The following is a 12,022-nucleotide window of genomic DNA, read 5'->3' as shown; positions in this document are numbered from 1 at the left end:
TATTCTTATTCATTCAGTACTGCACTTCCAACTATGCTTACTGCTGTCGAACAAGAGCTGACGCTCGCGCTCGCTGCGAGCGTCAGCTCTTGTTCGACAAAATAAAACTAACACTTGTTAATTTTTAAACAAGAAGAGGAATAAGAGATATTTCCACAAGCGAGATATTCGGCACAAAAAACACATTAAATGCGCTTAAGTTTGGCCTAAAATTGAATTTGTGCTCAATTTTTGCACCGTCGACAGGGATTTCGCCGATACGAACAGTTGTTAGGAATTACTTCTAGCACCGCTGTAAACCGGCGAATTACTCCGCAGAAACTGACGCCACAGCGCCTTTCGCCATGGCTTCCGAACCATAAATAGCCATACGCGCCTGAATGATCGTGCGCTCGATGATTTCATTACGTTTTTCCGTATTGGCGGACAGGCTTTCAACCCCCGCCTGAAACGCGCAATTAACCAGCATTTCAGAGAGATAAAGCGGATGCGCTACCGGCCTGTCCGTCGCCGCTCCCACCTCCGCAAGCGGCTTGGCCATGGCTTCCACCACATGCTTCACCTCACGCTCAATCGCATCCCGAAACGCCTGCACGCGCCCGACTCGTTCCGCCGCGACGAAATGAAATAAGTCGCCATTCTCTTCCAAATAGCGCCCAAAGACGCGAATCGTGCGACGCACCACCCCTTCCCGCACATCCACCTCTTTCCAGGTTTGCCGCATCAGGCGACGCAAGGTCAGCCCCGCCTCGTCGATAATCGCCAGACCCAGCTCTTCAAGATTCGGGTAATAATTGTAAAACGTCGGCGGCGCAATCCCCGCCTCACGGCAAATCTCCCGCAGACTCACCCCGGAATACCCTTTCGTCCGGCACAAACGCAGCGCGGCGTTACAGATATTACGATTAACTTGTTGTTTCTTCTCGGCTCTTACGGCCATAGCGGTGGTTACCAATAGCTGCCAGAAAATCGTGAGCTTATATCATATTAGCTCTACTTGTTATATCCATTATTACATTTCATAACTAATTTTATAAATAACTGTACGAACGCCAACTAGACAATCCTAGGGTTTATCGATATTCCCAATAAGAAACTAATTTTTTATTGTGAGTGAATATGCCCAATTGAGCTTTCGCCAAAACAGAAAAAAGTATATTACTTAACCTGAAGTTTTGGCGACAGGAACAATAGAAAATCAGGAGAAGGCAATAAAGCAGCGAATGGAGGGGATGGAATGCTTATATTAGTGAACGGAGCCGGAGACCTCTCAGCACATTGTTGACGCCAAGCCCCACAGCTTCAAGCGCCGGTCTGCATCAAAAGATGATCACCAATAAAGAAATCATCTCTATTTGGGAGCCCTTAAATGGCTAGATGTAAATATCGACTACAGATTAGTCTGGCTTTAATTTTGACTACTTATTTATCTGCCGGTTGTTCAACAACTAACGCGGTAGAAAGCAATAATAAAAAAGGGAAAATACAATTATTTCTGCAAGACTCGCCACCGAATGAGTCCGAGCTTTATGCTGACTGGGCAGCTTACTTGAATGACTTTAAAAGTACGGAAGGCGATAACTTGAGTGTCACTCGCGCTTTTCACGCCTCTCCCGCCCTGGATAATATTAATTTGAATGGCTTCCAGGAAAAATATTCCACTCTCTTTGTAGTCTCTGATCGCACCTGTTATCTCTATTCAGGCCCGATACTAGAGCCCGCCGTCTACGATTTCATTCATAGAGTCTCTGCTCAGCAAGAAATACCGGAGTTTTTGAATCAGTTCAGTCCAGAAGCGTTAAAAGGCAGACTGACGATTGGCGAGTACTCTGTTAACTGCCAGTAACCAATTTCCGGGTCGCCGCCTCGATACAAGGCAATACTTTCTCGGCCCGGCATCCGTTGAGGCCGGCGCCCCAGGCGGCGTTGGCTTCGATGATCGCCCAACCGCGTTGGGGGATATAGCCGATATCGATCACACAGGTAGTCGGGAGATGTTCGCTTTGAGCAAGCTGTCTGGCGAATACCAAGCCGTCATCAAGCGCTCCATCGCCTTCGTAGACCGCCGCGTCTAACACGTCTCCCCGCCAGACAAAACAACGAATTTCACAAGCGAACTGTACGATTTCCGAGTGAAGCACCGGCGTATCCGGCTCCAGTCCTCGGGTTTCCGCTGCTAAATCGTCCGGGGTTGCATACACGGCGGCTTTAAACAGCTTGGGCGCGGCAGGTTTGAGGAAAGCCGGAAAACTCAACGTCATCGCCCCTGACAGAGGCAGCAGCGTTACCGAGCGTTGCAACGCCTGTTGCGGCAATTGCACCAACAGGTCGTCTGCGGGTGAAATCAGGGCAAGTCCCAACTTCTGCGCTAGCACCAGAGCAAAAGTGTCATTTCCATAGACCCGCACCTTGGCCGGATCATAGGAAGGTGGCTCCCAGAACCGTCCCAGTCGGGACACCTCGCCTCCGGCGGCGTTCCAGGCCGCCGCCACAGAATCCCGCTCAGGGTCGTTCTTTTCCGGGATGACCAAGGTCAGCCCGGCAAGGGTCGCAGGCTCAGTCAAAACTTAGTCCGCGCTGGCCAAACAAGCCCCGGTGCCGCCCAGGCCGCAATATCCACCAGGATTCTTGGCCAGATACTGCTGGTGATAGGTTTCAGCGAAATAAAACTCTGGCGCTGGCGTAATTTCCGTCGTGATAGCGCCACGGTTTACGTCATGCAGCGACTGCTGGAACTCCGCCTTCGACGCTTCCGCCAATTGCTTCTGTTCGTCGTTAGCGTAATAGACAGCGGAGCGATACTGAGAGCCGACGTCGTTGCCTTGACGCATCCCCTGAGTCGGATCGTGATTTTCCCAAAACAGTTTCAGCAGCTTTTTATAACTGATCACAGCGGGGTCAAACACGACCTGAACCACTTCCGCATGACCGGTCTGCCCGGTGCAGACTTCTTTGTATGTAGGATTGAGCGTATAGCCTCCCGCATAGCCGACACAGGTGCTATAAACGCCTTCCTGCTTCCAGAACAAACGTTCCGCTCCCCAGAAACACCCCAGCCCGAACACCGCCGTTTGCATTTGCGCTGGAAATGGACCTCTCATGTCCACGCCAAAGACAAAGTGCTCGCCCTCAATTTCCATGGGCTCCGCTCTGCCCGGCAGCGCTTGCTCCCGCGCAGGCATGGATGCTTTATCCTGTGAATGACTTCCAAACATATGCTTAACCTCTCCCAATATTCCAAAACTTCGCCGTCATGACGATCGCCCGCCATCTATGCCGATGGCGATGCTAAAAGCAGATCAATATTGTGATAGTAGACACGTTTTCGGGGAATTGGTTCAAGCCCGGCGAGTAGACGGCTGCGTTATATTTATGTAAGAAGCAAGCAGCCAACTGTTTGATTTGGCTGCTCATAATGGAATTGCCGGGACTCGGGACAACGCCGATACAGCGTATCAGGCGGCCTTGGGCGCTTGCTTATCACCAGACAGCCCGCTACTGACAGGAACCGGAAACAAGCCAGGAATAGGCTCTTCGATCCAGGTCGGTTCGGCATCCGGCTCCACCGCCAGCCAGCGGGGCTGCTCCGACCAGTGCAGCAACCTTAACTGTCCTTGGTGGGTCTCCACCAATGCGGAGCAGTGCTCCACCCAGTCGCCGTCATTGCAATAGAGCCTGCCGTCTTTGCGGCGAAATGCAGCGTAATGAATATGGCCGCAGATATAGCCGTCCACTTCCAGGTTGCGCGCCGCTTTCAGCGCCGCATTTTCGTACCGATGAATGAACTCCCTTGCGCGTCCCAAATGGGTCTTCAGATACCCCGCCAAGGACCAGTAAGGAAAGCCGAATACCCTGCGGGTGCGGTTCAGCCAGCTGTTGAGCTTGAGCATTAGACCATGGGCCTTATCTCCCACCAGCAGCGCCAGCGGACTCAGTTGCACGATCTGGTCAAACTCGTCCCCATGGCTGACATGGAAGCGACGCCCATCCGCTGTGCGATGGACGCACTTAAGTCGAATCTTCACGCCGGAGAAGGTCTGTCCCGCCATCTGCCTGAAGAAGTCATCATGGTTGCCGGGGATATAAATGACCTCCATCCCTTCCCGCGCTTTACGCATGATCAGGCTGAGAATGGCCCGGTGCGTCTCGGGAAAGTGGGCTTTGCGTCGCATTTCCAGCAGGTCGATGATATCGCCTACCAGATACAATCTATCTGTCTTGATTTTATTGAGAAAATCCAGCAAGTGCTCAGCCTGGCAGGCGGCCGAGCCCAAGTGCGCATCTGAGATAAAAACGGCTCTTAAGGAATCTTGCATCTGGATGTCCTTTTTTGCGATTAAGCCCTTGCGGCGTAATTATCTATTTTTCCAGCAAACGCAACATATTGATTTGAATATGCAAATACAAAGCTGAAGCAATAGAAAAATTAACTTTAATCATCTTTAGCCGCGATGCTAGAAAGGCTATATGACGCTAAGGTGACCAAATGGCGAAAGTTACATTAAACAGATCAAAAAACATGCTGTTACAATATCTAACCTTATGATTTTTGATAGGAAAGTCTTATTTGATATATCTTTGTCGTACCTTAGTGTTTGTCGAGGTTCCAGCATCGCCCTTTTAACGCCTGAAAAAGCCTGTGGCTAGGGCGTTCAGAGGATGCAGAAACGTCAACAAACCCTATACTAGGATTTTGCCGGCTAGCTTCAAGAATGTGCTAGATTTATCGATGTATCTTAAATTGCAAAAGGTTCCGCAATGTCGCTGCAAACTGCACTGGTGGTAGATGACTCCAAACTGGCGCGTATTACATTACAAAGACTGTTAGAGAAGCATAATTTGCAGGTTCAACTTGCAGAATCCGGGGTACATGCTCTGGAAATGCTGAAAACCAATCTGCCCGATATCATTTTTATGGACCATCTGATGCCTGAGTTGGACGGCTTCGAAGCCACCAAGAAAATCAAGGCGGACCCTCAGACCTCCCATATTCCCGTTATCATGTGCACCGGGAAAGAAGGAAAAGATAATTACGATGCGGAAGCCCGCGCCATCGGCGCCTCGGGCACGCTGTTCAAGCCGCCGCAAGCGGAAAAGTTAGCCATGGTGATTGAGTCCGCGCGCAGCGGAACCCTCACCTCTGTCGCCATACCTCAGGAAGCGGAGCCTGTGGCGGAAACGGTAGAAGAAGTCTCTTCAGAGATTGTCGTCCCCACCCCCATGCCGGAATACACCCCACCGCAACCTCAGCAAGCCGTGGTGTCCGCCTCCGACTGGGAAATCCTGGTGGACCGTCTCGATAAACTGGAGAAAAACAGCCGCGATTTCCCTTCTTTCGATGGTTTCGAAAGCCGCCTGAGAGAAAGCGAAAGCGAGCTGAGCACTCTACGCCAGGATATCCAGCAGCTGCGTGACCAGTCTTCAGAAGCGCCGGAGCAATCCCAACCTGATTTCGGCGCCATGGCGGAACAGCTGCGCGAAGAACTGATGCCAGGACTGGAAAAGCGCGTACAGCAGGTTCTGGAGGCGCACATCGCCAGCATTGAGCCTGCTGAAGCTCCCGCCGCCCCTGCTATTGACGAAGTGCAACTCGCCGCCACCATTACCCGTGATGTGGAGCAAACCCTCACGCCATTGCTGGACGCCGAGCTGAAAAGCCTGGAAGACCGCTTGCTCGGCTCTATTGACGACGCCGTCAGCGAGTCCCGTCGCGATCTGGACGTACAGCTAAGGGAAACCGTCAACGATCTGGAGATGAGAGCCAAGCCAGTGCCGGAAGCGCCCGACCTGGACGACCTCATCGAGCGTATTCGCCCCCAGGTCATGGATATCGCCACCCACTCCGCCACCGCCACCATGGACAACAATGTGGAAGACAGGCTCAGCGCCTGGGAAGCGGAACTGCAGTCAGCCAAGGAAGAGCTCAAGCGCACCCTGATTGAGCGCACCACCAGAGACGAGCCTGCGCCCAGTCTGAACATAGAAGACATCCTCAACGACAAGAAACTGCATACGCTCATCGAAGGCACGGTGGAAGAGCTGTTACGCGGCCAGATCAGCAAGCAGGGACAGGATCTGGTGCAACAGATCGCCAAAGCCCTGCGCGAGCAAATGGCGGAAAAACAAAGCGAGATCGACGCCATGGCGACGCGGGTCGAGCAATTGGAGCGCCAGAAAACCACGCTGGCGACGCAACTCAACAACCTGCAGAACGTCAAGCCGCCGAAAAGCGGCGGCGCAGCGGCCATGGTCATTGGCGGCGTTGCGGTGGTGTTGGCGATTGTGTCTCTGCTGAAAGGCTTCGGCGTATTTTAATACTTGACGCCAATATGAGGTAGTTTGGGCATATGGCTGAGGTCACCGTCCCATGTGACCTGATGTGATTCCTGACCAGTCTCTTCTGACAACGTCATGCTGCAAAGACAGCGTATAACCTGTTTGCCTCGAGCATAAAAAAGGCCCGATTGTATCGGGCCTTTTTTTGTTGGCAGGGACGTCTATATGAACGTCTTAGCCAGCGCCTTAGAACTGGGCGTTGTCCGGAGTTCTCGGGAACGGGATGACATCACGCACGTTTTCCATGCCGGTAACGTAAGCGATCAGGCGCTCGAAGCCCAGACCAAAGCCCGCGTGGGGCACGCTGCCGTAACGACGCAGGTCGCGATACCACCACAGTTCCTCTTTGTGGTGCATGTCGCCGATGCGGGCGTCCAGCACGTCCAGACGGTCTTCACGCTGGCTGCCGCCGATGATTTCGCCGATGCCCGGAGCCAAAACGTCCATCGCCGCAACGGTCTTATCATCGTCGTTCAGACGCATGTAGAACGCTTTGATTTCCTTCGGATAGTTCATCACGATCACTGGCGCGCCCACATGGGTTTCGGCCAGATAGCGCTCATGCTCGGATTGCAGATCCAGACCCCACTGCACCGGATACTCGAATTTCTTGCCGCAGTTCTGCAGAATCTTGATCGCTTCAGAGTAGTCGATACGCACGAATTCCTTGTCGACCATATTCTCCAGGCGAGTAACCACCTCAGGATTGATGCGCTCGGCGAAGAACGCCATGTCGTCGCTGCGCTCGTCCAGCACCACCTTGAACATGTGCTTGAGGAAGCGCTCCGCCAGATCCGCATCGGCGTTCAAATCCGCGAAGGCGATCTCCGGCTCGATCATCCAGAACTCCGCCAAGTGACGGCTGGTGTTGGAGTTTTCCGCACGGAACGTAGGGCCGAAGGTATACACCTTGGACATCGCCAGACAGTAGGCTTCCACGTTCAGCTGACCGGACACGGTCAAGAACGTCTCTTTGCCGAAGAAATCTTTGCTGTAGTCGATCTTGCCACTGTCCGTCTTGGGCAGGTTGACCATATCCAGGGTGCTGACGCGAAACAGCTCGCCGGCGCCTTCACAGTCGCTGGCGGTCAGGATCGGCGTATTGATCCACTGAAAGCCCTGCTCATAGAAGAAATGGTGCACAGCGTGAGCCAGAGCCGTACGCACGCGGGTCACGGCGCCGAACGCATTAGTGCGCGGACGCAGGTGAGCGACGCCGCGCAGGAATTCAAAGGTGTGTCTTTTCTTGGCGACCGGATAGGTTTCCGGATCGTCCACCAGACCAACCACTTCCACAGAGGTGGCCTGAATTTCACAGGATTGTCCTTGCCCGGGCGACTCTACCAGGGTTCCGGTGACAATCAGGGAGCAGCCGGTGGTCAAACGCAGAATGTCAGCGTCGTAGTTCGGCAGCTCCTTGGCTACAACCGCCTGAATCGCGTCGAAGCAGGAGCCGTCATGCACGTGAATAAAAGAGACGCCCGCCTTGGAGTCCCTTCTTGACCTTACCCAGCCTTTGACGGTGACTTCGCTACCGATCTCCGCTTTGTTCTTGAGTAAGTCTGAAATGGCGTAATGAGTCATAAACCTGCCCGCTATCCTCTCTATCTTTTCAATAAATGCTTCTCAAATTTTTGGCCAATGGCGCACAACCGCCAATTAAAGATGGGTTAAGACGCAAAGTCTAGCGTTCTCTTGCGGTTTAAGCGCCTTATACGCCAGTCATCAGGGCTTACAATAACCCAGGCGACTGGACCCTGTATGGGCCGGGGCGGTAAAATGCGCGCCCTGACAGGAGCGAGCGGAAAATGAGCGACAGCAAAGACCGAATCTACCAAGACGCCAAAGGCGCCGTCGGCGCCTTCGAATTTGATGAGCGGGTGGCGCACGTATTCACAGACATGATCAACCGCTCGGTGCCCGGCTACGCCATGATGCTGGAGATGATCGGCGTTATTTCCCGGCGCTACGCCCAGGCGGGAACCCATTGCTACGACCTGGGCTGCTCCCTGGGCGCCTCCACCCTCGCCATCCGCAGCAACCTTGAGCACTTCAATGCGTCCGAGGACAAGCCCAAGGTGATAGGCGTCGACAACTCCGCCGCCATGGTGGAGCGTTGTCGAGTGAACATGGAGCGCATGCCCAGCGCCATCCCCACAGAAATACTCTGTCAGGACATCCAGAGCACGCCCATTGAAAACGCCTCCATCGCCGTCATGAACTTCACGTTGCAGTTCATTCCTCTGGCGCAACGTGAAGACCTGCTGCATCGCATCGCAGTCAATATGAAGTCTGGCGGAGCAATGGTGCTGTCCGAGAAAATCGAGTTCGCCTATGCAGACAAGCAGCATACCCTGTTCGATCTTCATCATGACTTCAAACGTGCCCGGGGCTACAGTGATCTGGAAATCGCGCAAAAACGCAGCGCCCTGGAGAATGTCCTGGTGCCGGAAACCATCGAGGCGCATATTGAGCGTCTGCAAAGGGCCGGGTTCAGCCAGGCTTACTTATGGTTCCAATGTTTTAACTTCGTCTCTTTTCTGGCAATAAAATGATCCGTTTCGACGACTTCCTGGCCCACGCCGACAAAAACCGTCTGCAGCGCTTTATCCCCGACTTCGAACGCGTGTTGGATGAGCGCTATTACTCTCGCACCCATGGCGACTATGAAGGCTGGTGGAACGCCTTGCAGCAGCTGCCCGCGGCGCAGGCGAGCCAAATAAAGTTCGACGTCGACACATTGATGATCGGCGCGGAAGCAGACCTTGATCCAGAAGCGCGGGAGTCGCTGATCAAAGGACTACGCGGTCTGCATCCCTGGCGCAAAGGCCCCTTCAATTTCTTTGGCGCCCATATCGACACAGAGTGGCGCTCTGACTGGAAATGGACACGCGTCGCCCCGCATTTAAGCCCACTAAAAGATCGATTTGTGCTGGATGTTGGCTGCGGCAGCGGCTACCACTGCTGGCGTATGCTGGGTGAAGGCGCGCAGTTCGTCCTCGGCGTGGACCCTTCGCCCAAGTTTCTGTTCCAGTTCCACTGCGTTAAAAAATACGCGCCCACCGCGCCGGTTTATTACCTGCCACTTCGTTCAGAGGACCTGCCTCCGAACATGGGCGCCTTTGATACGGTCTTCTCCATGGGCGTGCTGTACCATCGCCGCTCGCCGTTCGATCATATTGATGAGTTGAAAGCGGCCCTGCGTCCGGGTGGAGAACTGGTGCTGGAAACACTGGTCATTCCTGGCGACGAAAACACTATCCTGACCCCGCTGGACCGCTACGCGCAGATGCGCAATGTCTGGTTTATCGGCAGCTCTCTGGCCACTAAACGCTGGCTGGAGCGTTGCGGCTTCGAAGACGTCCGTATTGTGGATGAAGGCGTCACCTCACTGGAAGAACAACGCCAGACAGACTGGATGACCTTTCAGTCACTCAAAGACTTCCTCGACCCAGAGGACTTCAGCAAAACCGTCGAAGGCTACCCCGCCCCGGCCCGCGCGGTGTTAGTGGCCAGGAAGCCTTAAAATTTTGAAAATAACGCCCTTGGCGGTTACTGCAGTAGACCATTGAGTATCCGCCTTGGATGCAGTCATTTGACATACAGGCCTATAGCGAGAACTATAGTTAGGCCTATTTTTAAATGTCAAAGTGGATTGCAAAAATCTTAAAGAGATACCTTAGTTAATGCTTCGGGGCTCTCTCTTATTTAGCCATCGTTCTCTTTTTACACTTAGCGAAGAAGAGCTTACTTAATATAGGTAAGCGCTTATCGAGAGACCTCCAAACATCAGCCACCTTAGCAACTCGACTGGACTGGGTTGCCCTTCGTTTCCCAAAGGCTACAGGTATCCCTTTTATTGCGTCCCACTTAGCCCTAAGAATAATTCTTCCTTGACCTCTTAATGCAAACAACAAAACCGTCGCCAAGTTCATCAAAATATGCAGAGGCAAAAGCAGCCAAAATAAATAAGATGGCATGTCTTTTATAAAGGTCCACACTAAGTTTCTGTGACCATGATAAACAGAGAAATCGCTTCGCTGTCCACCTGTAGTTGCAGATCCAACATGATAAACCACCGCACTTGGCACATATATTGATTTATAACCGGCCAAGCGCAGACGAAACCCCAAATCTACGTCTTCAACATAGCAGAAATAATCTTCATCAAACCCACCTATCTCATGCAAAGCTTTCCTTCGATACAATGCTGCGGCGGCGCATGGTGAAAAAATTTCTCTGGTTGCCAGATCATTGGGTTGCTGCTTCGCGCCATGTCGATCCCGCCAAACCAATCCACTGATATGGTAACAATCACCAACTCCATCCAGTATCAAGTTGGCGTCACTACAAAGCTGGCGCGATCCAAATGCACCTACATCAGGATTTTCACTCGCAGCAACTAGCAGACTCTCCAGCCAATCGGGTTCAGGGAAAGCATCAGGGTTCAGCAATGCAACAAACTCTGTATCAACACCTGATAGCGCTAAATTGTTACCGCCTGCAAAGCCGAGGTTTTCGTCCAACAGGAGCACATCGACACTAGAAAATGCCTCTGCAATATTTTGAGAACCATCTACGCTACCATTATCGACTACAATTATTTTGTCTGAACGAACTGTCTGCGATTCCAGGTGTTTAAGACATTCATAAAGTAAGGTTCCGCTATTGTAATTAACAATGATGGTCGTAACAGTCATCAATATTTTGTCTATCCATTAGTAAACAAAGCGCCCTATACATTTATATAGCGAATAAACTCAGCCCTTAATTCCTCACGATCCAACAGCACTTCTTCCGGTGAAAAATTTTCTGTTTTCTGATGCGCCGCCATGTACTGCATAAGCATCCAAAAAACCTTATCATTACCCTGAAAATTAATTGAGCTAGCCATCAGATCAATACCATGGGAGAATCGGTCCAAATCAGTAGACTGCAATAGTAACTCACCTGAAAAGTCCTTTAGATGAACAGCAAAGATCCAACAAATTTCAAACAGCATCCAAGCACGATTTGATGAAATAGTGTTTGTAGAGTGAATCCTGTACTTCAAAAGAGGCTTTTCCAGTAGCTCACACCGGAACTTCAGAGCGACTCTTAATAAAAAATCCCAGTCATGTGCGAATCTTAGATTACGCATACCACCGACTGTCTCATATACTTTGCGGGAAAAAACCACATTACTTGTTGTAGACACAAAGTTAGAAAACAACAAGTTTAACTTAAAGTCATCCGCGCCAATAAGCCTTGCGTCCGGCTTCTTAATAGACCAAGGCAACATATTCCGCCACCCTTCTTTAACACCAAGCACCTTACTTTTGTTGTCTATTATCTCAATCCATGTTGCGACTAAATCAACACCTTGCTGCAGCCTTGCCACACACTCAGAAAGCCTTTCCTTATGAAAGATGTCATCAGAGTTTAGAATTGCAAGGTAGTCGCCTTTTGCCAAAGACAATCCTTTGTTAATAGCATTATGAGCGCCCGCATTTTCCTGCTCTATTAATGTATATCGAGGGTCATTTACGCTACGCAGGTAGTCGAGTGACGCGTCGCTGGAACCATCATCAATGACAATCAGCTCCAAGTTGGCATAAGACTGAGAGAGAACGCTTTCCACCGCCTCCCTAATATAATGGGCATGGTTATAGCTGGGTATAACAACTGATACAAGGCTCATAGCTAT

The 12,022-nt window shown here is 51.7% G+C and carries 11 protein-coding genes; 4 read left to right on the top strand and 7 right to left on the bottom strand.

From position 1 onward, the window contains the following. Positions 1 to 307: 307 nt before the first annotated feature. Complete coding sequence (fabR, locus tag KP814_RS23750; RefSeq protein WP_216739103.1) at positions 308 to 940, bottom strand: HTH-type transcriptional repressor FabR; 633 nt, start codon at positions 938 to 940, stop codon at positions 308 to 310. A 429-nt stretch (positions 941 to 1,369) separates the two neighbouring features. Between fabR and KP814_RS23745 the strand changes: the two genes are divergently transcribed. Further along, complete coding sequence (locus tag KP814_RS23745) at positions 1,370 to 1,846, top strand: hypothetical protein (RefSeq protein ID WP_216739102.1); 477 nt, start codon at positions 1,370 to 1,372, stop codon at positions 1,844 to 1,846. Here KP814_RS23745 and KP814_RS23740 read toward each other — a convergent pair. The 3 genes from KP814_RS23740 to KP814_RS23730 form a co-directional block, all read right to left on the bottom strand. Next, on the bottom strand, positions 1,833 to 2,564 hold the full coding sequence (locus KP814_RS23740; RefSeq protein WP_216739101.1) for an ATP-grasp domain-containing protein: 732 nt from the start codon (positions 2,562 to 2,564) through the stop codon (positions 1,833 to 1,835). The genes KP814_RS23745 and KP814_RS23740 overlap by 14 nt on opposite strands. A gap of 3 nt (positions 2,565 to 2,567) precedes the next feature. Beyond that, positions 2,568 to 3,215 (bottom strand): peptide-methionine (S)-S-oxide reductase MsrA, encoded by a 648-nt coding sequence (gene msrA, locus KP814_RS23735; RefSeq protein ID WP_216739100.1) that lies wholly within the window; start codon positions 3,213 to 3,215, stop codon positions 2,568 to 2,570. A 240-nt stretch (positions 3,216 to 3,455) separates the two neighbouring features. Continuing rightward, positions 3,456 to 4,316 carry a UDP-2,3-diacylglucosamine diphosphatase gene (locus KP814_RS23730; RefSeq protein WP_216739099.1) on the bottom strand — a complete coding sequence of 287 codons (861 nt, stop codon included), beginning with the start codon at positions 4,314 to 4,316 and terminating at the stop codon, positions 3,456 to 3,458. A 442-nt stretch (positions 4,317 to 4,758) separates the two neighbouring features. On the opposite strand from KP814_RS23730, the gene KP814_RS23725 reads away from it, so the two are divergent. Next, a complete protein-coding gene (locus KP814_RS23725; RefSeq protein WP_216739098.1) occupies positions 4,759 to 6,315 on the top strand; it encodes a response regulator in 1,557 nt (518 codons plus the stop codon). Positions 6,316 to 6,522: 207 nt separating this feature from the next. Here the strand turns inward: KP814_RS23725 and asnS are convergent, their stop codons facing one another. Beyond that, positions 6,523 to 7,920 (bottom strand): asparagine--tRNA ligase, encoded by a 1,398-nt coding sequence (asnS, locus tag KP814_RS23720; protein WP_216739097.1) that lies wholly within the window; start codon positions 7,918 to 7,920, stop codon positions 6,523 to 6,525. Positions 7,921 to 8,144: 224 nt separating this feature from the next. Here asnS and cmoA point away from each other — a divergent pair, with 224 nt between their 5' ends. Together cmoA and cmoB are read left to right on the top strand one after the other, a co-directional pair. After that, positions 8,145 to 8,891, top strand: coding sequence for a carboxy-S-adenosyl-L-methionine synthase CmoA (gene cmoA / locus KP814_RS23715; RefSeq protein ID WP_216739096.1), 747 nt, complete (start codon positions 8,145 to 8,147; stop codon positions 8,889 to 8,891). After that, entirely contained in the window at positions 8,888 to 9,862 is a 975-nt protein-coding gene (gene cmoB / locus KP814_RS23710) for a tRNA 5-methoxyuridine(34)/uridine 5-oxyacetic acid(34) synthase CmoB (protein ID WP_216739095.1), read from the top strand. Before cmoA ends, cmoB begins: the two co-directional genes overlap by 4 nt. Before the next feature lie 178 nt (positions 9,863 to 10,040). On the opposite strand, the gene KP814_RS23705 is transcribed toward cmoB, so the two are convergent. Together KP814_RS23705 and KP814_RS23700 are read right to left on the bottom strand one after the other, a co-directional pair. Continuing rightward, complete coding sequence (locus tag KP814_RS23705; RefSeq protein WP_216739094.1) at positions 10,041 to 11,036, bottom strand: glycosyltransferase family 2 protein; 996 nt, start codon at positions 11,034 to 11,036, stop codon at positions 10,041 to 10,043. Between the two features lie 35 nt (positions 11,037 to 11,071). After that, positions 11,072 to 12,016, bottom strand: a complete 945-nt coding sequence (locus KP814_RS23700; protein ID WP_216739093.1) for a glycosyltransferase — start codon at positions 12,014 to 12,016, stop codon at positions 11,072 to 11,074. Positions 12,017 to 12,022 lie beyond the last annotated feature (6 nt).

The sequence above is a fragment of the Hahella sp. HN01 genome (genome assembly GCF_018986435.1).
Classification (GTDB): domain Bacteria; phylum Pseudomonadota; class Gammaproteobacteria; order Pseudomonadales; family Oleiphilaceae; genus Hahella.
Note: the sequence above shows the minus strand (reverse complement) of the source record. Positions and strands in the feature narration are given on the sequence as shown.

Bases quoted from the DNA above. Each gene is read 5' to 3' on its own strand.
- fabR (WP_216739103.1), bottom strand. From the start codon at position 940: ATGGCCGTAAGAGCCGAGAAGAAACAACAAGTTAATCGTAATATCTGT.
- KP814_RS23745 (WP_216739102.1), top strand. From the start codon at position 1,370: ATGGCTAGATGTAAATATCGACTACAGATTAGTCTGGCTTTAATTTTG.
- msrA (WP_216739100.1), bottom strand. From the start codon at position 3,215: ATGTTTGGAAGTCATTCACAGGATAAAGCATCCATGCCTGCGCGGGAG.
- KP814_RS23730 (WP_216739099.1), bottom strand. From the start codon at position 4,316: ATGCAAGATTCCTTAAGAGCCGTTTTTATCTCAGATGCGCACTTGGGC.
- KP814_RS23725 (WP_216739098.1), top strand. From the start codon at position 4,759: ATGTCGCTGCAAACTGCACTGGTGGTAGATGACTCCAAACTGGCGCGT.
- asnS (WP_216739097.1), bottom strand. From the start codon at position 7,920: ATGACTCATTACGCCATTTCAGACTTACTCAAGAACAAAGCGGAGATC.
- cmoA (WP_216739096.1), top strand. From the start codon at position 8,145: ATGAGCGACAGCAAAGACCGAATCTACCAAGACGCCAAAGGCGCCGTC.
- cmoB (WP_216739095.1), top strand. From the start codon at position 8,888: ATGATCCGTTTCGACGACTTCCTGGCCCACGCCGACAAAAACCGTCTG.
- KP814_RS23705 (WP_216739094.1), bottom strand. From the start codon at position 11,036: ATGACTGTTACGACCATCATTGTTAATTACAATAGCGGAACCTTACTT.
- KP814_RS23700 (WP_216739093.1), bottom strand. From the start codon at position 12,016: ATGAGCCTTGTATCAGTTGTTATACCCAGCTATAACCATGCCCATTAT.